At 63.5% G+C, this 24,448-nt stretch carries 20 protein-coding genes; 9 read left to right on the top strand and 11 right to left on the bottom strand.

Annotated elements, in window-relative coordinates; translation table 11 throughout:
- Positions 1–21: 21 nt before the first annotated feature.
- Together PRZ01_RS14585 and PRZ01_RS14580 are read right to left on the bottom strand one after the other, a co-directional pair.
- Positions 22–1,242, bottom strand: a complete 1,221-nt coding sequence (locus tag PRZ01_RS14585; RefSeq protein WP_273597532.1) for an NnrS family protein — start codon at positions 1,240–1,242, stop codon at positions 22–24.
- A gap of 64 nt (positions 1,243–1,306) precedes the next feature.
- Positions 1,307–1,597 (bottom strand): DUF2249 domain-containing protein, encoded by a 291-nt coding sequence (locus PRZ01_RS14580; RefSeq protein ID WP_273597531.1) that lies wholly within the window; start codon positions 1,595–1,597, stop codon positions 1,307–1,309.
- Between the two features lie 314 nt (positions 1,598–1,911).
- Between PRZ01_RS14580 and PRZ01_RS14575 the strand changes: the two genes are divergently transcribed.
- Positions 1,912–2,385: a hypothetical protein gene (locus PRZ01_RS14575; protein WP_273597530.1), complete on the top strand. Its 474-nt coding sequence runs from the start codon at positions 1,912–1,914 to the stop codon at positions 2,383–2,385.
- Between the two features lie 190 nt (positions 2,386–2,575).
- Here PRZ01_RS14575 and PRZ01_RS14570 read toward each other — a convergent pair whose 3' ends face one another.
- Complete coding sequence (locus tag PRZ01_RS14570) at positions 2,576–4,042, bottom strand: aminotransferase-like domain-containing protein (RefSeq protein ID WP_273597529.1); 1,467 nt, start codon at positions 4,040–4,042, stop codon at positions 2,576–2,578.
- 107 nt (positions 4,043–4,149) lie between these two features.
- Between PRZ01_RS14570 and PRZ01_RS14565 the strand changes: the two genes are divergently transcribed.
- A complete protein-coding gene (locus PRZ01_RS14565; RefSeq protein WP_273597528.1) occupies positions 4,150–4,467 on the top strand; it encodes a DUF2917 domain-containing protein in 318 nt (105 codons plus the stop codon).
- On the opposite strand, the gene PRZ01_RS14560 is transcribed toward PRZ01_RS14565, so the two are convergent.
- A complete protein-coding gene (locus tag PRZ01_RS14560; RefSeq protein ID WP_273597527.1) occupies positions 4,427–5,800 on the bottom strand; it encodes a sensor histidine kinase in 1,374 nt (457 codons plus the stop codon). The two genes, PRZ01_RS14565 and PRZ01_RS14560, sit on opposite strands and share 41 nt — an antisense overlap.
- 124 nt (positions 5,801–5,924) lie before the next feature.
- On the bottom strand, positions 5,925–7,865 hold the full coding sequence (locus PRZ01_RS14555) for a methyl-accepting chemotaxis protein (RefSeq protein WP_273597526.1): 1,941 nt from the start codon (positions 7,863–7,865) through the stop codon (positions 5,925–5,927).
- A gap of 590 nt (positions 7,866–8,455) precedes the next feature.
- Between PRZ01_RS14555 and nirB the strand changes: the two genes are divergently transcribed.
- From nirB to PRZ01_RS14525, 6 genes are all read left to right on the top strand, one after another.
- Positions 8,456–10,999: a nitrite reductase large subunit NirB gene (nirB, locus tag PRZ01_RS14550; RefSeq protein WP_273597525.1), complete on the top strand. Its 2,544-nt coding sequence runs from the start codon at positions 8,456–8,458 to the stop codon at positions 10,997–10,999.
- A gap of 42 nt (positions 11,000–11,041) precedes the next feature.
- Positions 11,042–11,380 carry a nitrite reductase small subunit NirD gene (gene nirD, locus PRZ01_RS14545; protein ID WP_273597524.1) on the top strand — a complete coding sequence of 113 codons (339 nt, stop codon included), beginning with the start codon at positions 11,042–11,044 and terminating at the stop codon, positions 11,378–11,380.
- 105 nt (positions 11,381–11,485) lie between these two features.
- A complete protein-coding gene (locus tag PRZ01_RS14540; protein WP_273597523.1) occupies positions 11,486–12,781 on the top strand; it encodes a nitrate- and nitrite sensing domain-containing protein in 1,296 nt (431 codons plus the stop codon).
- 247 nt (positions 12,782–13,028) lie between these two features.
- The gene (locus PRZ01_RS14535) at positions 13,029–13,841 is read left to right on the top strand and encodes a formate/nitrite transporter family protein (protein WP_273597522.1); all 813 of its coding nucleotides are present in this window, start codon (positions 13,029–13,031) and stop codon (positions 13,839–13,841) included.
- 20 nt (positions 13,842–13,861) lie between these two features.
- Positions 13,862–15,634, top strand: a complete 1,773-nt coding sequence (locus PRZ01_RS14530) for a bifunctional protein-serine/threonine kinase/phosphatase (protein ID WP_273597521.1) — start codon at positions 13,862–13,864, stop codon at positions 15,632–15,634.
- A gap of 157 nt (positions 15,635–15,791) precedes the next feature.
- Positions 15,792–17,366, top strand: coding sequence for a methyl-accepting chemotaxis protein (locus tag PRZ01_RS14525; RefSeq protein ID WP_273597520.1), 1,575 nt, complete (start codon positions 15,792–15,794; stop codon positions 17,364–17,366).
- Here PRZ01_RS14525 and PRZ01_RS14520 read toward each other — a convergent pair.
- Together PRZ01_RS14520 and PRZ01_RS14515 are read right to left on the bottom strand one after the other, a co-directional pair.
- Complete coding sequence (locus PRZ01_RS14520) at positions 17,336–17,845, bottom strand: nuclear transport factor 2 family protein (protein WP_273597519.1); 510 nt, start codon at positions 17,843–17,845, stop codon at positions 17,336–17,338. The two genes, PRZ01_RS14525 and PRZ01_RS14520, sit on opposite strands and share 31 nt — an antisense overlap.
- A gap of 96 nt (positions 17,846–17,941) precedes the next feature.
- Positions 17,942–18,490: a carboxymuconolactone decarboxylase family protein gene (locus PRZ01_RS14515; protein WP_273597518.1), complete on the bottom strand. Its 549-nt coding sequence runs from the start codon at positions 18,488–18,490 to the stop codon at positions 17,942–17,944.
- 142 nt (positions 18,491–18,632) lie between these two features.
- Here PRZ01_RS14515 and PRZ01_RS14510 point away from each other — a divergent pair, with 142 nt between their 5' ends.
- Entirely contained in the window at positions 18,633–19,541 is a 909-nt protein-coding gene (locus PRZ01_RS14510; RefSeq protein WP_273597517.1) for a LysR family transcriptional regulator, read from the top strand.
- Here PRZ01_RS14510 and PRZ01_RS14505 read toward each other — a convergent pair.
- The 4 genes from PRZ01_RS14505 to PRZ01_RS14490 form a co-directional block, all read right to left on the bottom strand.
- Positions 19,531–20,676, bottom strand: coding sequence for an alpha-hydroxy acid oxidase (locus tag PRZ01_RS14505; protein WP_273597516.1), 1,146 nt, complete (start codon positions 20,674–20,676; stop codon positions 19,531–19,533). The two genes, PRZ01_RS14510 and PRZ01_RS14505, sit on opposite strands and share 11 nt — an antisense overlap.
- Positions 20,677–20,692: 16 nt before the next feature.
- Positions 20,693–22,354 (bottom strand): L-lactate permease, encoded by a 1,662-nt coding sequence (locus PRZ01_RS14500; RefSeq protein WP_273597515.1) that lies wholly within the window; start codon positions 22,352–22,354, stop codon positions 20,693–20,695.
- A gap of 138 nt (positions 22,355–22,492) precedes the next feature.
- Positions 22,493–23,383, bottom strand: coding sequence for a LysR substrate-binding domain-containing protein (locus PRZ01_RS14495; RefSeq protein WP_273597514.1), 891 nt, complete (start codon positions 23,381–23,383; stop codon positions 22,493–22,495).
- A 70-nt stretch (positions 23,384–23,453) separates the two neighbouring features.
- On the bottom strand, positions 23,454–24,446 hold the full coding sequence (locus PRZ01_RS14490; RefSeq protein WP_273597513.1) for a WD40/YVTN/BNR-like repeat-containing protein: 993 nt from the start codon (positions 24,444–24,446) through the stop codon (positions 23,454–23,456).
- Positions 24,447–24,448: the final 2 nt, after the last annotated feature.

The raw sequence follows: 24,448 nt of genomic DNA, 5'->3' as shown, positions 1-24,448 counted from the left end.
AGTGGGCATCATGAGGGCAAATCAACCCGGCAGTCCGTCAACCCGGGGCCGCAGCAGCAGCGGCACATAACGCCACAAATACAAGGCAAAGGCCAGCGCCCAGAGCCCAGCCGACACACCCACCGCCAGCATCGTCGTCGCAGGCAGCATCAGCGGCAGAAAAACCCGCAGCAGCCCGGCCAACAACAGCGCCAGATAGGCCCCCGTTTCAATCGGCCCGGCTTTGAGCGCCCGGCCGGTGTGACCCAGGGCGGTGCGCGTGATCATGCCCAGCGTCATCATGCCGATGACCCCCACCGTCAAGGCATGCGTGGCCGGTGAGGCCGGCAACCAGTGCAGCGCTGCCGCAGCGCGCAAAGCCAGGTGCACCAGCAGCCAGGCATAGGCCGCATGCAGCACCCACACGAGCGGATTGCGCAGCGTCTTCCAGGGCTGCCACAACAGCCAACGCCAACCGTGCGCCACCAAGGCGGGCAGCAAGGCCAACAGCAGAAGCGGCCCGCTCAGGCCCACAGCGTCGCAGGCACCCAGCAGCAACACGCTGCCCAGGGCGGCTTGCTCCACTCGAGGCGCACGCTGCGCATTCATGCCCGGCACACCGTTGTTGGAGAACATGGGTACCACCCGGCCGGCCATGATGGCGATCATGAACAGCAGCACATCCAGCGCCAGCGGCAGTCCCAGGCCTTGACCCAAAGCGGCCGGCAAAGACAGGTGCCCGAGCAGGTTCAGGTGCAACGCGCCCGTGGCCAGGCCCATGGCCAAAAGCAACAGCACGAAGAAGTAGTTACGCCGGTTGTTGCCGGCACGCAGCGCCCGCCACAAGCCCCAGGCAGCCGCCCAGGGCACCGCCACATTGACGGCCATCGACGCCCAAACCCAGGGCCCCACCGGCACCAGCACCAAAACCCGGGCCAGCACCCACAGCAAGGCCAGCGCCATCAACGGCCGGCCCGTGGGCGTAGGCTGGCCCGACCAATTGCGCCCGGCCGTGAACAAGAAGCCAATGACGATGGCCAGCGCGTAGCCGAACACCATCTCATGCGCATGCCAGGTCGGACCGCGCAAAAAGCCCTCACCCAGCAAACCGCTGAACTGCAAAGCCCATAGTGGGATGGAGAGCAACGCCAGCGTGGCCGCCAGCAGGTAAAACGGGCGAAAGCCAAGATCCCAGAGCGCCAAGCCCTTGCCGGGATGGCGCCGCCGGGGCGGTTCCTGCAACTGCACAAAGACGCTGCTCATGAGAGTTCCTATCGTTCCGACGATTCTTAGGGCGCAAATTGCGGGGCAGTGTTGACGCCGCCCATCAGCCGCCGCAGCAACCGCAGCAACTCTTGCCGGCCGGGCGCCGCGCGATGCGCACGCGCCATTGCTGCGGCCCCGCCTCCAGCACCTCCCAATCGAACTGCCCGGCCCATTGCGCCTGGAATTGCTGCTTCAAGGGCAGAGGCTCGTGGTCGCTGTGCAAATCAAACCAGGCGCCCACAGGCAGCGATTCAAATTGCTGAAAAATGCGCGCATGCCGCTGTGCCGGAGGAATTTGCCGCACGTCGATGACAACGGCTTGAGAAGCCGTGGGAGCAGAAGTGGCAGTCATGCAATATCCTTTAAGTTGCATTTAATATGAACCTATTATTTCAGCCTCCGTTCGCAAAAGCAATATTTTGGATGAATCTTTTAAAATGAGGCAAGTCAAGGCAGCCGTTCCGCTGAATGCACGGGGCTGCAGCAGCCTTGATGGGTCAGCGTCGCTGGAGCGTTATGGACGTGTGAAAAAATTCGTGCCGCTGCCAAAATTCAAACAGATACCGCCCATCCTGAGGGTAAGCATTGAGGCGAGTCGACTGGGCACTCATTCAGAATCAAGACGAACGAACGATTCCTCTGCGGGTACCTTGCCCCCTCTTTCCCATGCCACTGAATCAACATCGCAAGGCATCACAGTTCGCGACCTGCAACTTCAGACCCCATGGCGAGTTTGAATTCTGGGTGCACGGCAGCACGTTTCATGTCCGCGCCCAGGGGCCCTTCAACCGTGAGGCCATCGAGGCCATGGCGCAAGGCATGGGCGCGCTCTACAACGAAATTCCCGCCGCGACGCCTTTGGTCAATCTGCTGGAATTCACCGAGAGCCTCATGATCGCCCCGGATGCGCTCCAAGCGCTGGAGGACTTGCTCCGCCGCTTCGGCCAACTCGGGCGGGCGCCGGTCGCGGTGGCTTTTGTTGTCGAGGCCGATGTAGAAGGCCGCGACTTGGTATGGCCGTTTTATCACGATGTCTTTTTGCGCCAGGGCCGCCTTGTCAAACTCTTCGACAACGCCGCCGAGGCCCAAGGCTGGCTGGACGATGAACTGCAAATTGCCATGCAATGCAAGTACGCCTGAGAATGCACTCACAGCCCACTTAATGCATGACCTGGGCTGACACCAGGGCCGACAACAAGAGCGCTGTTCTCAGGTCCAGTGTGCCCAAGATCGACTCCCTTCTTGCCTCCTCGTTGACCTGTCGCCCGGGCCGAAGCGGAGGCCGAGGCCTTTGGTAATTTGAGTGCGCTGAGTATTGCAGTTCTGCAGTCTATTGCGCCGGCGCGCGCAACTGCTCCAGCGTCTTCATCAACCATTTCAACATGCTTGCGTCATCACTGGTTGTGATATTGATACGCAAAAGCGTCCCTGGCGCCTGCGTGGGCGAGAAAAGCGCGCCGGGCGCAAACAGATAGCCCGCCTCCAGCCCCGCGGCGGCCAATTGATTGGTATCGACGCCGGCATCAAACCACCCCAGAAAACCAGCGCTCGGGCGGCCCAGCAACTGAAAGCCCAAGGCTTCGAAGCGCTGATACGCGGGCTCGCGCAGCGCATCCAGGCGCGCCCGCACGCGCTGGCAATGCCGGCGATAGCTGCCCTCGGTCAGCGCGTGCAACACCACACGCTCCACCAACTCGGGTGTGGCCCAGGAGCCCAGCAGCTTGTGCAGCATCAGGTCTTCAATGAACTGCGGGTTGGCGGCGATATAGCCCACCCGCATGCTGGGCGCGAGCATCTTGGAAAAGCTGCTCAGGTAGATCACCCGCTGCAGCTGATCGAGGCTGGCGAGGCGCGGCGCGGCCTGGTTGTCGGGCACGAAGTCAGCATAAACGTCGTCCTCGACGATCAACATATCGTGCTGCTCGGCAATGCGCAGAATTTGGTACGCACTGGCCAGGCTCAGCACCGTGCCGGTCGGGTTGTGCAAGACGCTGTTGATCACCAGCATGCGCGGCTTGTGCTGCGCCGCCAGCGCGGCCATGGCCTTCAGGTCGGGCCCGTGCGCGTCATAAGGCACGCCAACAACGCGCACGCCACCCATGGCCAAGGCACCCAGCTGGGCCGACCATGCTGGATCGCCAGTGAGCACCACATCGCCCGGCTTCAAGAAGTGCTCTGCAATCAGGCTGAAAGACTGCGTGCAGCCGGTGGTCGTCAACACATGGGCGGGCGTGGCGGCCACTTCGATTTCAGCCAGCTTGCGCACCAGCTGTTCCCGCAAAGGCAGATAACCCTGAGCCTGCGCGCCACGGCTGAGCTGCGCCAGCGGAAACGCCGAAGTCGCCCGCAAACCCAGCCGGATCATCTCGCCGCCACACATGGAAGCGGGCAGCGAGCCAAAGCCCGGCGAACGCTCCGGCGCGATGCCGCTGAGCATATTGCGCGCCAGCCAGCCCACATCGATCACCTTGGAGCGCACCGGCGCGGCGGCCCGTCGCTCCCGGCGCGGCGCCTGCTCCCGCACATAAAAACCTGAGCCCGGGCGAGCCAGCAGCAGGCCGCGCGCCACCAATCGCTCATAGGCCTCCACCACCGTAAACCGCGAAACGCCGCGCTGCAGCGACAACTCGCGCACCGAGGGCATGCGCATGCCCGGCTGAAACACGCGCTCGGCAATACGCTGCTCGGCCCACTGGGCGACTTGGTCAACCAAGCTGATTCGACCGGGCAGCAAGGGCGATTGCGTGCCGCCAGAAACGGAAGCAGAAACGGGCGCGGGCTGGGTGGAATTTTTCAAGTGTATCGGGCCCATGACCAGGCCAGTGCAATCAAGTATCCAATCAACTGTACCGGAACTGGCCTGGTCTACCGAGCTATGGTTACCCCCAACGAAAAGGAGACCCCATGTATCGCATTGTTGAATTGGAACTCCGTGACGCCGTGGCACGGCCCCTGCATCTGCGCCAGGGCTGCATCCTGCGCGTGCTCACCGGGCGCGTCTGGCTGACGCAAGACCGTGACAGCGCAGACCTGTGGCTGCTGCCCGCGCAGGAATGGCAGGCGCCCGCATCGGCCTCAGTGAAGCTCTGGCTGTCTGGTGAGCCAACCGCGTCGCTGCAAATTTTGAACCCGATCCGCAAAACGGACACGTCACCGCTGAAGCCGCTCTTCGCTATACGGCTTAGATCTGCCCCGGCGCGACCCTTGGAAAGCGCAGCGTGAAGCAGGCGCCCTCACCGCTGACCGAGCTGGCGGTGAGATCGCCGCCAAGCACCGAAGTGGCCAAGCGCCGACAAATGGCCAAGCCCAGGCCCGATCCGCCTTGCCCCAGTTGGGTGGTGAAAAAGGGGTCGAAGACACGAGCGAGCACACCCGGATCCATGCCATGCCCGTCGTCACGCACCTGAAGCCAAACCTCGTCGTCCACCAACCTAACGTCGATCCAAACCGTGCCGTGATTGCGCTGATTGAAGCCGTGGCGCAAAGCGTTCTGCACAAGGTTGGTGAGGATCTGCCCCAGCGGCCCCGGATAGCTATCGCAAGCAATTCCGGCGTCTGCCTCGATGTGGAATGTCCAGGGTTGGTGCTTGATACCGGCGCGCAGCGTATCGACGACGCTGTGCAGCACTTCAAGCAAATTGAACTCCCGCCGGCGCTCGGAGGTTTGATCGACCGCGACTTGCTTGAAGCTCGCAATCAAGGTGGCAGATCGCTCAATGGCACGAACCAGGAGATCGGCCATCTCCTCGCTGGCGTGCAGATAATTTTCCAGCGAAGATTTACGCAGAGGCCCTGCAAGCATCATCTGCCGCAGGGACCGGATCCGCTCCTGCGAGCTGGTCGCCATGATGAGCGCATTGCCAATGGGCGTGTTCAACTCATGCGAGATGCCGGCAACAAGGGATCCGAGCGAGGCCAGTTTTTCAGAATGAACCAACTCGTCCTGAATCCGCTGCATGCGCACCAACGCCTGCTCAAGGTCCTGGGTTCGCGAGTTGACACGCGCCTCCAGAAGCTCTTGCTCCCCGCGAATGACATCGAGCATGCGTTGCATGATCAAAGACAGGTAGCCGGTGGCGAACCCGCACAACACGATGATGATCAAAATAGCGGCACCATCGGCCGCCTCATTGAGCGGGGGATCGGCGCTCAAACGCTGGCCGTTCACGCCATGTGTTGTCGCAATGATCACACCCAATGTGCTCAACACCACCAGCGAATTGAAGGCCCACACGAAGCGCGCACGCCCAACTGCCGCCATGAGCACCATGGAAACTGGCACAAGGTACATCGCCGAGTCGTACATGCCGGTTTCATGCAAGGACAGCACCGGCGGCATCACCAGCAATTGCAGCCCGAAAATGCAAGTGGCCCAGCCCGAAATTCCCTTAAACGCCAGCAGCAAGGACAACAGGCTGGCCAGCATTCCCAAGCCCATAACGCCAAAGACTATCGGATCATGCAAGAACTGCGTGCTGGCGACCAAGATCCCCAGCAAGAGCGCACCCTGCATGGAAGCAAGCGCTTGACGCCGGTACTTGGTGACCGTTTCCAAGGCTCTATTGGAACTGTTCAGAATTGAATCCATGGATTGACGCACCGATCCATCGCCTCCATCAACAACGTCAGCGTTGACGCGAATTTATCCAGGCACAACGGCACTTCCGCCGAAAGAGAGCTCAATTGGCCCGAGCCTCAGCAACCTTGAAAGTCCCGACCAGCACCGCCAACCGATGCGCCTGGTCTTGCAGACCCACGCCGGCCGCCGCTGTTTCCTCCACCAGGGCCGCGTTCTGCTGGGTCAGCTGATCCATGTGGGAGACGGCCTGGCTGATTTGCACCAAGCCACCGCTTTGCTCGGACGAGGCCTGGCTGATACGCACCACCATTTCGCTCAAGCTGCGGATGGCGCTGACCGCCTCATGCATCGTGCTGCCCGCGCCACCCACCAGGCGGGTGCCGGCCTCAACCTGAGTCACGCTGGCTGCAATCAAGATTTTGATCTGCTTGGCGGCTTCCGCACTGCGTTGGGCCAACACCCGTACTTCAGAGGCCACAACCGCAAAGCCACGCCCCTGTTCGCCGGCCCGGGCGGCTTCCACCGCAGCGTTGAGGGCCAGTATGTTGGTCTGGAAGGCAATGCTGTCGATCACCGAAATGATTTCCTCGATCTTGCGGCTGCTGGCCTCGATGCCGCCCATGGTGGTGACAATTTTGTCCACCGCCTCGCCACCGCTCAAAACCACTTGGCAGGCGCGCTGCGCCAACTTGCTGGCATCGGCCGCCTGGTCGGCATTGCTGCGCACGGTGGAAGTGAGCTGATCCATCGAACTGACGGTTTGCTGCAGGGCAGAAGCCTGTTGCTCGGTCCGCTGAGACAGGTCGTTATTGCCCTGGGCCAACTCCTGCGAAGCACGTGCCACCTGATCGGCATTGCCTCGCACTTCCCCAATCACACCGCGCAAGCTGTCACGCATGGTCAACAGCGCACCGGTGAGTTGGCCGATTTCATCGTTGCGCGAATTCTCCACGCTGCCATTCAGGTCGCGCTCGGCAATCTGCTGGGCCAAGGCCACAGCGCGCCGGAGCGGCAGGGTGATGCTTTTGGAGATGCTGCGCGACATGAAATAGATGCCCAGCATCATCAGACACAGCAAGACCATCACCCACCAACTGCTGGCGTGCAAGTCCTTGACCCGCTGGGTGAGCAGGCCCTCCAAGGCATCAAGGGCCGCCTCATCGCTGGCAAACATCGCGTCGATGGTTTGGGTGTAGCTGGCAATGTAGTCAGGCGCCGAGAACTTGAGTTCGTCCTTGGCAATCAATTCTTGGCGGGTGATTTGGAGCGAGGTGGTGACCCGGTTGCCCAACTCTGCAATCTTGTCCCCCAGAGCCTTCTTCAATGTCGGGTCGGCATGAAAGCTTTTCTCGAACGCGCCCACCATGCTGGCGTGGTGATCACTGGCCTGTTGCACCAGCCCCGCGAGCACCGTGCGCCCCTCCGGGCCAATCTGGCCTTCGGCCAAAAAACCGGCCCCGCGCGCGCGCGTCTGACCCAGCGCCTCGGTGGCCATGGGCAGCTTGATCAGGCTGGCACTCACGAGAAAGTAGCTGGCGGCCTCAGGGTCCAGAATCAAGCCCGATTGGTCCACCATCTGATCCAAGAGCTTGAAATAGATGGCGATGAGTTGGGCGTGCCGGGTGCTGCTGACTCCGGCCTTCAAGGACTTGGCCCCGACTTCACCGGACAGGCTGTTCCACTGGCTCTGCGCCTCCTCCCAGGTTTCGCGCATGGACTCTGTCATGAGTGCGCCAACCAGTTGGGGTTTGAGCTTGTCGAATTGCTGCTTGACTTCGACGCTCTTGGCCTCGCGCGCCGCTTGTACCTGGGCGTTGCCGCCCAGAAAGGCGGCTGACAGCCCCCGGTGCTGCTGCGTGATTTGCACCAGCTTGATGAGTTGGCGCGCAGGCACCAGGCCATTCAATTCGCTTTGTGCTGCATCCGCCAGCGCCCAAGACTGGCGGATATGGAAGAACGATGGAATGCTGATCGCAATCAGCACCAAAACGGTCAGCAACAACAGTTTGCGACTGATGCTCAAACGATTCAGCAAGTTCATAACGAGCCCCGGTTTTACCAGCTTTGCCACTGGCCCGGCACGTCGTTCAGCGCCGGACATTGGGTTTGAATTCGCAGACTAACGAATAATCTCACCAGACCAAAGTCTAGCCAACATCGCGGCAGTCAAAACGCATCGTTCATCAATTAGCTTCGCCAAAAACGAGAAATAGCCGTCACAAAGAAGCACCAAGCGCCTACGATCAGCTGACCTGAGCGAGCCGCCCGGAACCGCACCAGCTTGGCGCTCGCATCCGGCAATGCACCACCAACGACCACCGAGTTGGTGCACCCACGTCCCTCGGGCGCGCAATTTAGGCAAACCCGCGGGCGACTAACGGCAAATCCACCTGGCACGCCCCTTGCGTAGCTCATGCCGTGGCTGCAGGTACCGTCGCCTCCGCAGCCCCAAGGTCTCCGCTAACGACGGCGGATATCAGCCCGGCCCCTGTCCCGACAGGCGTGCTTCGTCGCCCCCTCTTCGCTTGAGGTGGGGCGGTCGGGCTGACGCCAGCGACTCTCGCTGGCGCAAATTTCCAATCCGTCTGGCCCCAATCGCAGGGGCGCTGCCCTCGCGTTGCAGGAGAACATATGAAGATCGTCGTCATCGGCCATGGCATGGTGGGCCACAAATTCCTTGAGAGCCTTGCTGAGTCGGGCCTGAATGCCGGTGCTGCCACGCAGATCACCGTCTTGTGCGAAGAAGTTCGGCCCGCCTATGACCGCGTGCATTTGTCGGCCTTCTTTTCCGGCAAGTCGGCGGAAGATCTTTCCTTGGTCGAGCCCGGGTTTTTCGAGCGCACCGGCATCCGCTTGCACTTGGCGTCACGGGCCGTCGCCATCGACCGCAGCGCCCGCATCGTGACCACGGCTGACGGCGAGCAACTGCCTTACGACAAGCTGGTGCTGGCCACCGGCTCCTACCCCTTTGTGCCGAACCTGCCGGGCAAGGACCGCCCCGACTGCTTTGTCTACCGCACCATCGAAGACCTGGAGGCCATGAAGGCTTGCGGCGCACGCTCGCGCAGCGGCATCGTGGTCGGCGGCGGTCTGCTGGGGCTGGAGTGCGCCAAGGCGCTGCGCGATATGGGCCTGGACACCCATGTGGTCGAGTTCGCGCCCCGGCTGATGGCCGCGCAGGTGGACACCGGCGGCGGCGAGACGCTGCGCCGCAAGATCGAGGCCTTGGGCCTGCATGTGCACACCCAGCGCAGCACGGTCGAGATCATCGACGGCAGCGAGGCCGGTCACCGCATGGTGTTTGCCGATGGCAGCCATCTTGAAGCCGACATGATTGTGTTCTCCGCCGGTATCCGCCCACGTGATGAGTTAGCTCGCCAATCCGGGCTGACAATCGGCGCGCGCGGCGGCGTGGCCATCGACAGCGAATGCCGCAGCAGCGACCCCGACATTTACGCCATCGGCGAATGCGCGGCCTGGAATGGCCAGACCTTCGGCCTGGTTGCCCCCGGCTACGACATGGCCCGCGTGGCCGCCCACCACCTCAGCGGTGCGGATGACATGGCCTTTGTCGGGGCCGACATGAGCACCAAGCTCAAGCTGATGGGCGTGGACGTGGCCAGCATCGGCGACGCGCACGGCAACACCCCTGGGTGCCGCTCCTTCCAGTACAGCGACGAGATTCGCCAAATTTACAAGAAGATCGTCGTCAGCGCCGATGGCAAGCGCCTGCTGGGCGCCGTGCTGGTGGGCGATGCCGCTGAATACGGCACGCTGCTGCAGATGGCGCTCAATGGCATCGCGCTGCCGGCATCGCCCGAGTTCTTGATCTTGCCGTCCAGCGAGGGCGCAGCCAAGCCCGGCCTGGGCGCCGACGCCTTGCCCGACAGCGCCCAGCTGTGCTCCTGCAACAACGTCAACAAGGGCCAAATCTGCAAGGCCGTGTCGGCTGGCGCCACCTCGATGGCGGAGGTCAAGGCCTGCACCAAGGCCGGCGCCACCTGCGGCGGCTGCGTGCCCTTGGTGACCCAGCTGATCAAGGTCGAGATGAAGAAGCAGGGCCTGGTGGTGAACAACCACCTCTGCGAGCACTTTGCTTACTCGCGCCAGGAGTTGTTCCACTTGATTCGCGTGGGCGAAATCCGCAGCTTCGACGCCTTGCTGAGCCAGCACGGCAAGGGCCTGGGCTGTGCGGTTTGCAAACCGACGGTGGCCAGCATCCTCGCCTCGTGCTGGAACGAGTTCGTGCTGAAAAAGGACCTGGCCAGCCTGCAAGACAGCAACGACTACTACCTGGGCAATATCCAGAAAGACGGCAGCTATTCGGTCGTGCCGCGCATGCCGGCCGGCGAGGTTACGCCAGACGGGCTGATCGCCGTCGGCCAAATCGCCAAGAAGTATGGGCTCTACACCAAGATCACCGGCGGTCAGCGGGTTGACCTGTTCGGTGCCCGCGTCGAGCAGTTGCCGCTGATCTGGGAGGAGTTGATTGCCGCCGGCTTTGAGTCCGGCCACGCGTATGGCAAGTCGCTGCGCACCGTCAAGAGCTGCGTGGGCTCAACCTGGTGTCGTTTTGGCGTGGGCGACAGCATGGGCCTGGCGGTCGAGCTGGAGAACCGCTACAAGGGCTTGCGTGCGCCGCACAAGATCAAATTTGGCGTGTCGGGCTGCACCCGCGAATGCGCCGAAGCGCAGGGCAAGGACATCGGCATCATCGCCACCGAAAAGGGTTGGAACCTGTATGTGTGCGGCAACGGCGGCATGAAACCCCGCCATGCCGAGCTACTGGCCTCCGACCTGAACAAGGAAGAACTGGTGCGCACGATCGACCGGGTGCTGATGTTCTACGTGCGCACCGCCGACCGCCTGCAACGCACCAGCACCTGGCGCGACAACCTCGAAGGCGGCCTCGACTACCTGAAGGACGTGATCCTCAAAGACAGCCTGGGCCTGGGCGCGGAGTTGGACGCCCAGATGCAGCACGTGGTGAACACCTACGCCTGCGAGTGGAAGGTGGCGGTGACGGACCCGGCGATCCGCAGCCGCTTCCGCTCCTTTGTGAACAGCGACCGGCCCGACGAGCACATCGTGTTCGTGGAAGAACGCGGGCAGATTCGCCCGGCCCGCACGGCGGAGCGCAACCCCAGCAACACGCCCGCCAACGAGGCGGTTTGAGGCCCGCCCGTCTGAATTTTCATGAACCGGAAGGACATCATCATGAGCACTGACACCCTGACCTGGACCGCCGTGTGCGCGGTCGACGACATCCTGCCGGACATGGGCGTTTGCGCCCGCATGGACGGGCGGCATATTGCGGTGTTTCGCGTTGGAGAGACGCAACTGTTCGCCATCGACAATGTCGACCCCCTGTCACGTGCCAGCGTGCTGTCGCGAGGGCTGGTGGGCTGCCTCGGCGGGCGCATCGTCGTTGCCTCGCCGCTGTACAAAAACCACTTTGACCTGCGCAGTGGCGAATGCCTGGAGGCGCCCGAGCACTCGGTGCGTACGCACCCGATTCGGGTGGAAGACGGGCGGGTCTTCATCGCCACGCGTTGAACCTCGCGGCCCGCCGGCCGGGATCACGGACAATGGCGCATCAAGGGCCGCGCGCCGCTTGATTCTTGTCTCCCGATTCTGGGATCTGCGATCCTGTGGCCGCCCATGCAACTGTCTGTCTCCGATCTGGTTCTTCGTTCAAAGCAGCTGGAAATCGAGGCGATTCAGCGGCTCGCCGGGCGCGTTTCCTTTGCCGATCAAATCGCCCAGCTGATTCACGCCCTGCAGGCTGAACGTGGCGCCACCAGCATCTTCCTGGCGGCCAAAGGCCAGCGTTTTGACGCCGTGCGGCTTGCTGCCGTGGCGCAGGCGCAAACCTTTGACACGACGCTGCGCGCCCTGTTTGCCGAACGGCTGGCGCCCGGCTCCGGCGATTCGGCCAAACTGGCCTCGCTGATGGCCTGGGTCTTGTTGGACCTGGAGGCGCTGCCGCCCCTGCGCCAGAAAATCAGCCAGCAGGGCGTCTCGGCGCATGCCGCAGTGGCCGCCTTCAGCCGCGTGATCGCCGGGCTGGTGGAGTTGATTTTTCAAGTGGCCGAGGCCGATCTGCAAGCCGGCCTCTCGCGGCCATTGGTGGCCTTTGTCCATCTGGTGCAGGGCAAGGAGTCGGCCGGGCAGGAGCGCGCCGTGGGGGCCACGCTGTTCTCCTCAGGCGTCTGCAGCGAAGACCAGCAACAGCGCATCGTGCACCTGATCAACGCGCAAGAACGCAGCCTGAGCGTGTTCGAAGAGTTTTCAGAACCTGCCATGCAGGCGCGCTGGCAGCAGCTGCAACTCGCCCCCCAAGCGGCGCAGCTGGAGCGCTTGCGCCGCGTGCTGTGCACCACCCAAGCCGGCGCAGGGCTGGACACGGCGTCGAGCGAGCGCTGGTTTGAGGTGTCCAGCCACCGGATTGACGAGATGGGGCAATTCCAGCAGCAACTGGTGCAAGATCTGCAAACGGCCTGCGCCAGCCGGCTGCACAGTGCGCAGCAAGACCTGCAAGACACGGCGGGCCTGCTGCAGCAATTGCGCGTCAACCCGCCCGCCCATGCGCATGCGGTGGAGCGCTTTTTCAACGCCCCGGTGCAACCGGACGCGGCTCCGTCGCTGCCGGCCGTCACAGTGCCAATGTCTGCCTCTACGTCAACGCTGGCCGAGATGCTGCAAGCACAGTCCGCGCGACTGAGCTCGATGGAGCTGGAGCTGGACAAGGCCCGGCGCGCCCTGCAGGACCGCAAAATCATCGAGCGGGCCAAGGGCGCCTTGATGGTTCGCCTGGGCTTGAGCGAGGAGGCGGCTTTTCGCGCCTTGCAAAAAGCGTCGATGGACCACAACCGCAAGCTGCTGGACGTGGCCGAGCTTGCGCTGACCTTGCCTGACCTTTTCGGCACGACGCCGCCCAGCGCGCACCAAAAATAGGCCTTGCGCACCAAGTTGCGCTTTTCAGACCGCCCAAACACCGAATTAGCCGGGCATGAAACGTGCATGCATTTTGCGCGTTAGGCCAACGGCGGCCCGACACCCCGCTGCACCTTGATCGTGGCTGCAGCCCTCTCCCGGTACTGAAGACGACGGCGTTCCGTCCTGCTCCCCTTTCAACGCGGGGCATGGAGGGTACGTCGTTTTGTTTTTTGCCCTGCCCCCCTGACCGTTCAAAGGAAACTCAATGGCCTACCTCGCCCCTGCCGAGTTCGTGACCAAGATGGTCGACGCTGGTGAATCCAAATTGCTGATGTCCACCCGCGACACCCTCATCCGTGCCTTCATGGCCGGCGCCATTCTGGCCCTGGCAGCCGCGTTTGCCGTCAGCATCAACGTGAACACCGGCAATCCACTGATTGGCGCCCTGCTCTTTCCGGTGGGCTTTTGCATGCTGTACCTGCTGGGTTTCGATCTGCTGACCGGCGTATTTACCTTGTCCCCCCTGGCGGTGTTCGACAAGCGGCCGGGCGCGACCTGGGGCGGCGTGGGCCGCAACTGGGGCCTGGTGTTTTTGGGCAATTTTGCAGGTGCGCTGATGGTGGCGCTGTTCATGGCCATCATCTTCACTTTCGGTTTCACCGAGGCGCCCAACGCCATCGGCGTGAAGATCGGCAGCATTGGTGAAAGTCGCACGGTGGGCTACGCCGCCCACGGCATGGCGGGCATGCTGACGCTGTTCATCCGCGCGGTGATGTGCAATTGGATGGTGTCTACCGGCGTTGTTGCGGCGATGATGTCGACCTCAGTAACGGGCAAAGTCATCGGCATGTGGATGCCCATCACGGTGTTCTTCTACATGGGCTTCGAGCACTCGGTCGTCAATATGTATCTCTTCCCTTCGGGCCTGATGCTGGGCGGCAAATTCACAATGATGGACTACCTGCTCTGGAATGAACTCCCCACCGTGCTGGGCAATATGGTGGGCGGCCTGACCTTTGTCGGCGCCACGCTGTACTCCACCCACTACAAGACGGCGCCCAAGCGCGTTGTGGCCTGAGTTTCAAGGGCAAGCGGGCGATGTCGGGCGGCCTGCGCGTCACACTGGGTCAGCACTCGCAGGCCGGGTGCAAGCCGGTCAACCAGGACTTTCATGGCGCCGTGCTGCCCACCGGAGAGCGCCTGCGCACCAAGGGCATTGCACTCGCGCTGGCTGACGGCATCAGCAGCAGCAGCGTCAGCCAGATCGCCAGTGCGGCTGCAGTGCGAGGCTTTCTGGAGGACTACTACTGCACCTCCGAGGCGTGGTCGGTGCGGCGGGCGGCGCAATGCGTGCTGGAGGCGAGCAACTCATGGCTGCACGCTCAGACCCAACGCAGCGACGCCCGCTTCGACAAAGACCGGGGCTATGTTTGCACCTTCAGCGCGCTGATCTTCAAGGGACGTGAAGCGCACCTTCTGCACGTGGGCGACACCCGCGTGTACCGGCTGCACGCGCAGGCGCTGGAGCAACTCACCGAGGACCACCGGGTACGCATTTCGTCGGTTCAAAGCTATCTGGGGCGCGCCCTCGGCACGGGGCCAGGTGTTGAGATTGACTACCGCAGCTGGACCACTGAAGTGGGCGAGCTCTACCTGCTGGCCACCGACGGGGTGTACGAGCACATCGACGCGGCCGCCGTGCATGCCGCGCTGGCCTTGGCGCCCGGCCATTCAAACGAGGCCGGCAATTTTGACGCTTTGGACGCCGCAGCGGCCGCCCTCGTCGCGACCGCACTGGCGCGCGGCAGCCAAGACAACCTGACCGCGCAGTTGGTGCGCATCGACGCCCTGCCGCCCATCGACGCCGCGCTGCTGCACACCCAGCGCGAGGGCCTGAGAATCCCCCCGGCGCTGCACCCCCGCGACCGCTTTGAGGGCTACACCATCGTGCGTGAACTGCACTGCAGCTCGCGCAGCCATGTTCACCTGGCGCTTGATACCGACTCGGGCCGGCAGGTGGTGCTCAAGACACCCTCGGTGGATCTGCGCGACAACCCGGCCTATCTGGACAGTTTTCTCCTGGAAGAATGGATCGCCCGCCGCATTGACAGCGAGTTCGTGGTGAAGCCCTGCCCGGCCGAGCGCCCGCGCGAGCATCTGTTCGTCGCGCTGGAATACGTGCAAGGCCAGACCCTCGCCCAGTGGATGATTGACCACCCCGCGCCCGACCTCGACGCCGTACGCCGCATCATTGAGCAGGTCGCCCAAGGCTTGCAGGCCTTTCACCGCAAGGAGATGCTGCATCAGGACTTGCGCCCAGAGAATCTGATGATCGACCGCAACGGCACGGTCAAGATCATCGACCTCGCCTCCACGCATGTGGCGGGGCTGACCGAAGGCACCCACCAGGCGCAGGCCCGCGCCCTGCTCGGCTCGCTGCAATACACCGCGCCGGAGTATTTTGTGGGCGGCGTCGGCACGCCGCAGTCGGAGCTGTTTTCGCTGGCTGTCATTGCCTACCAGATGCTCACGGGCCAGTTGCCCTACGGCCTGCAAATACCCCGCCTGCGCAAACCCGGCGACTTGCAAGGGCTGCGCTATATCTCGGCCCGTGAGCGCCGGCTCGACCTGCCGCCCTGGCTGGACGCGGTGCTGCGTCGCGCGCTGCAGCCGCAGCCCCACAAGCGGCAGGAGGCGCTGTCGGAATTCATGCACGACCTGCGCACGCCGGGCGCGCAATACCTGGGCCTGCGCGCGCCCCCGTTGATCGAGCGCAACCCCGTCGCCTTTTGGCAAGGCCTGAGCTTGCTGCTGACCGTGGCGGTCGTGGTGCTCGCCGTAGTGGCCAGCCAGTGGGGCCATCGCCCCTGAGAACAGCTTGAAGGCCGCCCGCTCCCGCTTGAAAGAGGTGCGATAGGTACACGAATAGCGTGAGGCCCAGGGTCAAATGCCCGGCAAGCTCACACTGAGTGACAAGTTAGGAGGGTAGGGATAAATTACAGCTCTACCCCATTCACGAGAGCTCGTCATGAATTCTTGGACCCTGGCCCGCAGCCTGCGCGCAGCACTGGCTTGTACCTTGCTGGCCTTTGTTGGGGTGATTGGTTTTTTATCCTGGCGTTCAGAGCAAAGTCTGCTTGAGTTGCGACTCAACGAAACCGTCTCGCAGGTGCAAGCGGCCGACCGCATCGCCCAACAGTGGTTTGACAAGGCCCACAGCGGCGCCATCAGCGATGCCGAGGCACGCCAATCAGCCGCCGAAGCCATCGGCAAGATCCGCTACTCGGGCAAAGAGTATTTGTGGATCAACGACATGGGCCCGACGATGGTGATGCACCCCATCAAGCCGGAGCTCAACGGCAAAGACCTCACCAACAGTGTGGACCCGACCGGCAAGCGGCTTTTCGTCGAAATGGTTGCAACCGTCAAGGCCAGCAAGGCCGGTTTTGTGGACTATCTGTGGAACAAACCGGACGCCAAGGACCCTGAACCCAAACGCAGCTACGTCCAGCTGTTTGCGCCCTGGAATTGGGTGATCGGCTCCGGGGTTTATGTGGATGAGGTCGCGGCCATCGCACGGCGGGACGCCTACGTCACCCTGGCGCTGGTGTTGCTCGCCAGCCTTCTTGCATGGCTGGGGATCGAGTTGTTTGTACGCCGGCTGCGGTCAAGGCTGGACACCGTGCGCAATGCGATGGAGGCCGTGGCCCACGGCGATCTCAGCCGGACGGTTGTTGCCGGCCCGGCTGATGAGGTCGGCCATGTGCTGGATCAGCTCATCGCGATGCAGGCGCGGCTCGCGCACATGGTGCAGGGCATCCGCGATGCCACCGAATCCATCGGCGTCGCCTCGCGGGAGGTGGCGTCCGGCAGCCAGGATCTTTCAAGCAGAACCGAGGACGCGGCCGCCAATTTGCAGCGCACCTCCGCGTCGATGCGCGAGTTGACCGAGCAGGTGCAACAAACCGCCGAGGCCGCCCGGCAGACCCATCAACTGGCCAACAACGCGGCCAGCCAAGCCCAGCGAGGTGCCTCGGTCATGACGGCCCTGGTCAGCTCGATGGGGAACATCTCCACGTCCAGCGGCAAGATCAGCGACATCATCAGCGTCATCGACGGGGTGGCCTTCCAGACCAATATCCTGGCGCTCAACGCTGCGGTGGAGGCTGCACGCGCTGGCGAACAGGGGCGCGGCTTTGCCGTGGTGGCGTCCGAGGTACGCAGCCTGGCCGGGCGAAGCGCCGAGGCCGCCAAGGAGATCAAGCGGCTCATCAATGATTCGACTGAACAAGTGGCCCAGGGCAGCGCACAGGCCGAGCGCAGCGGCCAGTCGATGAACGAGATCCTGGACTCGGTACAACGCGTGACCCGCACGGTCTCCGAAATCAGCGATGCCGGCGCAAGCCAGTACAGCGGCATCGCCGAAGTCAACAGTGCCGTCACCCGCCTGGACGACATGACCCAGCAAAACGCGGCCCTGGTTGAACAGACTGCCGCCGCCGCAGAGTCCCTGCGCTCACAAGCCGAGACCCTGGGCCATTTGGTGGCGGTATTCCGGCTGTCCGGCGCGCGTCACAAGCCCAATTCACTCAAGCCCGGGTGATCGACTGGGCGCGGGCCTTGAGGCCAGTGGAACAGCCGTTCGTGGGGCCGAATGGGCTTGTCGTTGATGCTGGCGTGGCGCTCGGCCATGAAGCCCTGTGCATCAAAGGCCCAGTTCTCGTTGCCGTAGGAGCGAAACCAGTTGCCCGCGTCGTCATGCCACTCGTAGGCGAAGCGCACGGCGATGCGGTGGCCTTCGTGCACCCACAGTTCTTTGATGAGGCGGTAATCCAGCTCGCGCGTCCATTTGCGCGCCAGCAGTTCACGGATCTGCGCGCGCCCGCGCACAAACTCGCTGCGGTTGCGCCAGCGGCTGTCGGGCGTATAGGCTAGCGCCACACGCTGGGGATCGCGCGTATTCCACGCGTCTTCGGCCATGCGAACCTTCTGTTGTGCGGTTTCAAGGCTGAAGGGGGGCAGCGGTGGGCGCGGGGCTTCAGCGGTCTGTGCTGAATCGGCGGTGTCGGCGGTTTGAGTCATGGGCGCGGCCTTGGGTTGGGTGAAGGAACTTGAGCAGGGACGGGGCGGCGCGGGGGCACCTCTGCCGTCCCGTTGATGTCCCGTTGACTTAGCGCATCAAGCTGCCAGCTTGGCACTGATGTGCGGAAAGTCGATGTCGGTCAGGGCCACATTGTTGACGTAATTGGTCAGCACGTTGAGGGCCACGTTCAGCACGATCTCGATCACGCTGGCCTCGTCAAAGCCGGCGGCACGCAGCGCGGCGAGGTCGGCATCGGCAACGCGGCCATGCGCCTCCGCGACGCGGCGGGCAAAGCGCAGCACGGCAGCGGTGGCAGGGTCCGCCGAGTGGGCGTCGCGGGCGGCGGCGAGTTCCTCGCTGCTGATCTTGGCCACATTGCGGCCCAGGTAGTCATGCGCCGACAAGCAGTAGTCACAGCCATTGAACTCGGCAAGGGTCAGGGCAATGCGTTCGCGCAGTTGCACGCTCAACCGGCCCTTGGCCAGCGCGCCATTCAAGGCGAGATAACCCTCCAACGCAGCGGGGCTGTGGCCGACCAGCTTCATCAGATTGGGCACCATGCCCAGTTGCTGCTGAACCGCGGCCAACAAAGGCTTGGCGGCATCGAGGGATTGGTCCACGGTAGGGATGCTGAGGCGCGACATGGTCAAACTCCGGTGAGGGGGGATAAGGCTTGGGGTGGATGTTCATCCGCTGCTTGTTCAGCGGATGTATGAACTGTCGTTGAATCGATTGGTATTTAGAATCACCTAAAAAATCAATACACCATTCCATAAAGAGGAATAATTGGACCGACTGCATCTCATCCAGGTCTTTGTGGCGGTGGTCGACGCCAATGGCTTTGCCGGGGCTGCGCGCAAGCTCAATATCTCGCCGCCTGCTGTCACGCGGGCCATCGCCGAGTTGGAGGCGCACCTGGGTGCGCGCCTGCTAACCCGCACCACGCGGGTTGTGCGTGTGACCGAGGCCGGTGCACGTTATGTGGAGGATTGCCGGCGCATCCTGACCGAACTGGCCGAGGCGGATGAGTCGGTCATCGGCCTGCACGGGGCGCCGCGTGGCCGCCTGACCGTGACCGCGCCGGTGCTGTTTGGCGCACTGCATGTGACGCCCATCATGAGCGAATACCTGCAGCGCTATCCCGAGGTCAGCGCCGCCTGCTGGTTTGTGGACCGGGTGGTGAATCTGACGGACGAAGGCGTGGATGTGGCCGTGCGCATCGGCGAGTTGCCGGATTCTTCGCTGCAAGCGATCCGGGTTGGGAGCGTGCGGCGCGTCGTCTGCGCCGCGCCCGCGTACCTGGCCCAGCATGGCGTCCCACAGTCGCCCGAAGAACTGGCGGCGCACACGCTGGTATCGGCAAGTGTGGTGACGCCCTCACCTGAATGGCGCTTCGTCGTGGACGGCGTCTCGCGCCTGGTGAAAGTTGCGCCGCGCATGTTCACGACGACGAATGACTCGGCCCTGGCCGCCGCGCTGGGTGGATTGGGCCTGACGCGACTGATGTCCTATCAGGTGGCGGCGCAGGTTCGCAACGGTGGCCTGAAAATCGTTCTGGAGGCATTCGAGCCCGCGCCATTGCCGGTGCATCTGGTGCATCGCGAAGGCCGCCATGCTTCGCACAAAGCACGCGCCTTCATTGATCTGGCCGTTGAACGTCTGCGCGCCAGCGGGGGCGACGGAATTACGGCTTGACGTCGACCAAAATCTTGCGATCTACCCGCCGGATGTCGGTGTGCCCGCAAAAGGCCATCGTGATGTCCAACTCTTTGTGGATGATCTCCAGCGCCTTGCTCACACCGGCCTCGCCCATGGCGCCCAGGCCGTAGACCATGGCGCGACCGATCATCGTGCCACGTGCGCCGAGCGCCCAGGCCTTGAGCACGTCTTGGCCGGACCGAATGCCGCCGTCCATCCAGACTTCGATCTGATCGCCCACCGCGGCCACGATGTCAGGCAGCGCCGCGATGCTGGAGGGCGCGCCATCGAGTTGGCGCCCGCCGTGGTTGCTGACCACCAGCGCATCCGCTCCGCTGGCCACCGCCAGCTTGGCGTCCTCCACATCCATGATGCCCTTGAGGATCAGCTTGCCGCCCCACTGTTGCTTGACCCAAGCCACATCGGCCCAGGAGAGCGTGGGGTCGAACTGCTCGTTGGTCCAGGCCGCCAGGGAGTTCATATTGCTGACGCCCTTCACATGCCCCACCAGATTGCGGAAGGTGTGGCGGCGCGTGCCCGCCATGCCTAGGCACCAGCGCGGTTTGCTCATCAGGTTGACGATATTGGCCAGCGTGGGGCGCGGCGGCGCGGTGAGCCCGTTCTTCAGGTCTTTGTGGCGCTGGCCGATCACCTGCAGATCAAGCGTTAGCACCAGCGCGCCGCACCGCGCCGCCTTGCAGCGCTCAATCATGCGGGCCATCGCATCCCGGTCGCGCATCATGTAGAGCTGAAACCAGAACGGTGCCCGGGTGTGCGTGGCGATGTCTTCGATCGAGCAGATGCTCATCGTCGACAAGGTGAAGGGGATGCCGAACTTCTCGGCGGCGCGCGCGGCATGGATTTCGCCATCGGCGTGCTGCATGCCCGTCAGGCCAACAGGCGCGATGCACACCGGCATTTTCACGTCGATGCCCACCATTTTCGTGGCGGTGCTGCGGTTGCTCATGTCCACGGCCACGCGTTGACGCAGCTTGATTTTGGCGAAATCACTCTCGTTGGCGCGGTAGGTGCTTTCGGTCCACGAGCCGCTGTCGGCGTAGTCGTAGAACATGCGCGGCACGCGTTTTTCGGCCAGCACACGCAGGTCTTCAACGGTGGTGATGACGGTCATGAAAAGTCTCCAGTGATCAGCGAACAACCATCTGCGTGAACGGCCAGACGTAGGCCTGCAGCGTCACAAAGCCCCCCACCAGGCACGCCAGCGCAATCGAGTGGAAGAACACATAGCGCAGGATATCGCCTTCGTGGTTGAACCAACGCGTGGCGGTGCTGGCCACGACGATGGATTGCGCGTCGATCATCTTGCCCATCACGCCGCCCGAGCTGTTGGCCGCGCCCATCAGATTGGGGCTCAGGCCCAGCTGGTCGGCGGCGACCCGCTGCATGCCGCCAAAGAGCACATTGCTGGCGGTGTCAGAGCCGGTCATGGCCACACCCACCCAGCCCATCAAGGTACCAAAGAAGGGGTACAGCGCCCCCGTTCCGGCAAAGGCCAGGCCCAGCGTGGTGTCGGTGCCTGAATAGCGCGTCAGCGTGCCCAGGCCCAGCATCAGCACAATGGTCAGCAGCGAGTAACGCACCATCCACACGGTGCGCCCAAAGGTCGCCACCAGCTGCATCGGCCGGTACTTCATGAACAAGCCGCCGACCAGGGCCGCCAGCAAGATGCCGGTGCCGGTGGTGGAGAGCAGGCCCAGCACATAGACCGCACCTTCACGCGTGGGCTTGGCCACCACCGGCGGCATTTTTTCCACCAGGTTGTGCAGCCCTTCAATCTTGAAGCTGGGCGCCCACAGGCCGTTGAGCCAAGCCTTCACGCTGGGCAGGCCCCAGACGAAGACAAAGACCGTGAGAATCAGCCAGGGCATCCAGGCACTGAGCAGCGCGCCGGCGCTGTGGCGAACCACCGGCAGAGCGGGCTTGGCGTCGCCGCCATCGCGCTCGTGGCCCTTGAGCGAGGTCGAAGTCCAGACCTTTTTCGGCTGCCAAACCCGCAAAAAACCGACCAGGCACATCATCGAAACCAGCGCGGCAATGATGTCCACCAGCTCAGGCCCGATGAAGTTGGAGACCAGGTATTGCGGAATCGCGAACGACAAGCCCGTGACCAGGATCGCCGGCCAAATCTCCAGCATCGCCTTGCGCCCGGCAAACGCCCAGATCAGCCAGAACGGCACCAGCAGGCTGAACAAGGGCAGCTGCCGGCCGATCATCGCGGTGACCTGCATCAGGTCATAGCCATGCACCTTGGCCAGCGTGATCACCGGCGTGCCCAAAGCACCGAAAGCCACCGGCGCCGTGTTGGCGATCAAACTCAGCCCCGAGGCCGCCAAGGGCGAAAAGCCCAGGCCGATCAAGATGCCCGCCGTGACCGCCACCGGCGTACCAAAGCCCGCCGCGCCCTCGAAGAAGGCGCCAAAACAAAAGGCAATCAGCAGCAGTTGCAAGCGCCGGTCTTCGGTGATGCCCGAGAGCGAATCCTGCAGCACTTTGAAGCTGCCGTTTTGCTCGGCCAGTTGCTGCAGGAAGATGATGTTGAGCACGATCCAGCCGATCGGCACAAGCCCGGTGAGCCCGCCGTACAGCGCCGCACGGCTCGCCATCTCGAATGGCATGCCGTAGGCCATCACCGCCACCACCAGCGCGGCGACCAGGCCCGCCGCAGCGGCAAAGTGCGCCTTGATGTGCAAGAGGCCCAAGGCCACCAGCATCACCACCACGGGCACGGCGGCCAGGGCGGTGGAAATGACCATATTGCCGAAAGGATCGTAGATCTGCTGCCAAACCATGGTGTTGTCTCCATCCTGACGGTGAATGCCCCGTCTCGTGGAAAGAGAATGTATGCAGCCAGGCGCCCGGGTGCGTGAAAGCTGCTGGCCTGCGTGTTGAAAGAAATTCAACACAGGTCGCGCCGGACCTGAGGGTGATCAGGCCAGGGCGTGCTGCAGCCAGTCGACAAAAGCGGCGCACTCCCAGCGCTGCAACGCGCCGGGCTTCCAGCACAAGAAGTAGTGATGCGGCGAGGGCACCTCGCGCGACGAGAGCCGCAGCAGGCGCCCGCTGTCCAGCCACGCTGCCCCCAGCTTCAACCGGATCAGCGCCACGCCAAAACCGGCCACCGCCGCGTCCAGCACCAGGCCGATGTCGTTGAACTGCGCGCCGGTGAGCGGCTCATTCTGCGTGATCCCGCAGGCGGTGAACCAGGTTCGCCAGGGTTCAAGCGGGCTGCGGATCAGGCGCGCGCGGGCGATCTGCTCGGCCGTGTCGAAGCCGTCAAACGGGCCAAAGTCATTCAAATAATCAGGGCTGCACACCGGCGTGACAACGTCGCCGGCCAGATGCACGCTCTCGCGGTCGCTGAACTGGGCCTGCGGGCCAGGGCCGAAGCGGAGTTCGATATCCGCCTCCTCCGCCGAGACATTGAGCACGGGGATGGTGACCTGCAGCACCAGCTCGATCTCGGGATAAGCGTGGCGAAAGAGCGCCAGGCGCGGCAGCAAGATCTGGCGCGAAAAGGTCGGCGTGACCGCCACACGCAGCCGCGTCGGGCCCGGAGCCACCCCGCGGCCCGGCACCTGCGCCAGCAGCGCCAACGCCTCGCGTACACGCGCCAGGTAGAGCGCACCTTCATGGCTGAGCGTGAAATCGCTGCGACCAAACAGCACCACCCCCAGTTGCGCCTCCAACTGCTTGATGCGGTGGCTGATGGCGCTGGGCGTGACGCTCAACTCCTCGCCCGCCAGCGTGACACTGCGCAGCCGCGCCAGCGCCTCAAAGGCCAGCAAACCGGGCATGGACGGGGGGCGCGACGCAGTCATGCAAGATTGAACCACGATTTGCTTCAATCGCGGTTTACGCGCCGGCCGCGCGTTGAGCGTACTGCCACGCTCAGGGCAAGACGACGCCCTGCGCAGACAAGAGATGCAGGCTGCCGTCAGCAGCGGTGATGGCGGCGGTCAGCTTGAGGCGGTCGTCACGTTGGGCGAAGCTCAGCGTACGGGCTTGATCGTCGCTGCGCAGCATCACGCCATCCAAACCCACGGCAACCATCTGCTGGCCATGGCGTGCCAGTTGGGTGACGGAGCTTTGCGTGTGCGAAGGCACGCTCGCCCAGTGGGCTCCGGCGTCATCGCTTCGATACACCGTGCCGCGCATGCCGGCCACCACAAGGGTCTGTTCATCCAGCGCAAGGCCGGTCCAGAGCGAACCCTTGTAACCGGTGCTCAAGTACTCCCAACTCACGCCCCGGTCTTTCGAGCGCAGCACGGCGCCACGTTCGGCGGCGGCATAGATCGCGCCTGCCGGGCTGGCAAACAGGCTGAAGAGATTGCGGTCGGCCTTGCCGCCTTCGGGCGGAGCGGGCGCCTTGACTTGACGCCAGTTCACGCCCGCATCGTCGGTGGTCAGGATGGTCGACCACAGCCCCACCGCCACCCCCTGCCGAGCGTCAAAGAAATGAACCGAGAACAGCGGGCGATCCGTCTCGGCATCGAAATGCTGCAACTGCCAGTGCTCGCCGCCGTCGGTGGTGGCCAGGATGCTGGTGTCATGGCCCACGGCCCAGCCCCGTTGCGCATCCACAAAACTCACGCTGGTGAGCATGCTCCGCACCGGCACTTCAGCCGCCTGACGCCACTGTTTGCCGTTGTCGTCAGACAACAGCACCATGCCGCGTGCGCCCACCGCAACCAAGCGGTTTCCGGCGCGGGCCGCAGCAAGCAGCGGGTTGGTTTCAGGGGCGCTGACTTTGATGGCCAGGGCCTTGCGCGCAAGCACGCCCGCAACCGAGCTGGCCGGGTCAGACTGCGTGAACGCCAGCCCGGGCGCCAGCATCAAGGCGCTGGCCAGCAGGGCCGCCCACAGAGACATTCGTTTTTTCATCG

It is taken from the genome of Roseateles koreensis, assembly GCF_028595305.1.
GTDB classification, from domain to species: domain Bacteria; phylum Pseudomonadota; class Gammaproteobacteria; order Burkholderiales; family Burkholderiaceae_C; genus Paucibacter_A; species Paucibacter_A koreensis.
This window is presented reverse-complemented; position numbering and strand designations above follow the sequence as displayed.

Excerpts from the sequence above, each read along its gene's own strand:
- PRZ01_RS14535 (WP_273597522.1), top strand. The coding sequence starts at position 13,029 with ATGGCCTACCTCGCCCCTGCCGAGTTCGTGACCAAGATGGTCGACGCT.
- nirD (WP_273597524.1), top strand. The coding sequence starts at position 11,042 with ATGAGCACTGACACCCTGACCTGGACCGCCGTGTGCGCGGTCGACGAC.
- PRZ01_RS14500 (WP_273597515.1), bottom strand. The coding sequence starts at position 22,354 with ATGGTTTGGCAGCAGATCTACGATCCTTTCGGCAATATGGTCATTTCC.
- PRZ01_RS14495 (WP_273597514.1), bottom strand. The coding sequence starts at position 23,383 with ATGACTGCGTCGCGCCCCCCGTCCATGCCCGGTTTGCTGGCCTTTGAG.
- PRZ01_RS14580 (WP_273597531.1), bottom strand. The coding sequence starts at position 1,597 with ATGACTGCCACTTCTGCTCCCACGGCTTCTCAAGCCGTTGTCATCGAC.
- PRZ01_RS14530 (WP_273597521.1), top strand. The coding sequence starts at position 13,862 with ATGTCGGGCGGCCTGCGCGTCACACTGGGTCAGCACTCGCAGGCCGGG.
- nirB (WP_273597525.1), top strand. The coding sequence starts at position 8,456 with ATGAAGATCGTCGTCATCGGCCATGGCATGGTGGGCCACAAATTCCTT.
- PRZ01_RS14515 (WP_273597518.1), bottom strand. The coding sequence starts at position 18,490 with ATGTCGCGCCTCAGCATCCCTACCGTGGACCAATCCCTCGATGCCGCC.
- PRZ01_RS14505 (WP_273597516.1), bottom strand. The coding sequence starts at position 20,676 with ATGACCGTCATCACCACCGTTGAAGACCTGCGTGTGCTGGCCGAAAAA.
- PRZ01_RS14565 (WP_273597528.1), top strand. The coding sequence starts at position 4,150 with ATGTATCGCATTGTTGAATTGGAACTCCGTGACGCCGTGGCACGGCCC.
- PRZ01_RS14585 (WP_273597532.1), bottom strand. The coding sequence starts at position 1,242 with ATGAGCAGCGTCTTTGTGCAGTTGCAGGAACCGCCCCGGCGGCGCCAT.
- PRZ01_RS14575 (WP_273597530.1), top strand. The coding sequence starts at position 1,912 with ATGCCACTGAATCAACATCGCAAGGCATCACAGTTCGCGACCTGCAAC.
- PRZ01_RS14540 (WP_273597523.1), top strand. The coding sequence starts at position 11,486 with ATGCAACTGTCTGTCTCCGATCTGGTTCTTCGTTCAAAGCAGCTGGAA.
- PRZ01_RS14490 (WP_273597513.1), bottom strand. The coding sequence starts at position 24,446 with ATGAAAAAACGAATGTCTCTGTGGGCGGCCCTGCTGGCCAGCGCCTTG.
- PRZ01_RS14525 (WP_273597520.1), top strand. The coding sequence starts at position 15,792 with ATGAATTCTTGGACCCTGGCCCGCAGCCTGCGCGCAGCACTGGCTTGT.
- PRZ01_RS14520 (WP_273597519.1), bottom strand. The coding sequence starts at position 17,845 with ATGACTCAAACCGCCGACACCGCCGATTCAGCACAGACCGCTGAAGCC.
- PRZ01_RS14555 (WP_273597526.1), bottom strand. The coding sequence starts at position 7,865 with ATGAACTTGCTGAATCGTTTGAGCATCAGTCGCAAACTGTTGTTGCTG.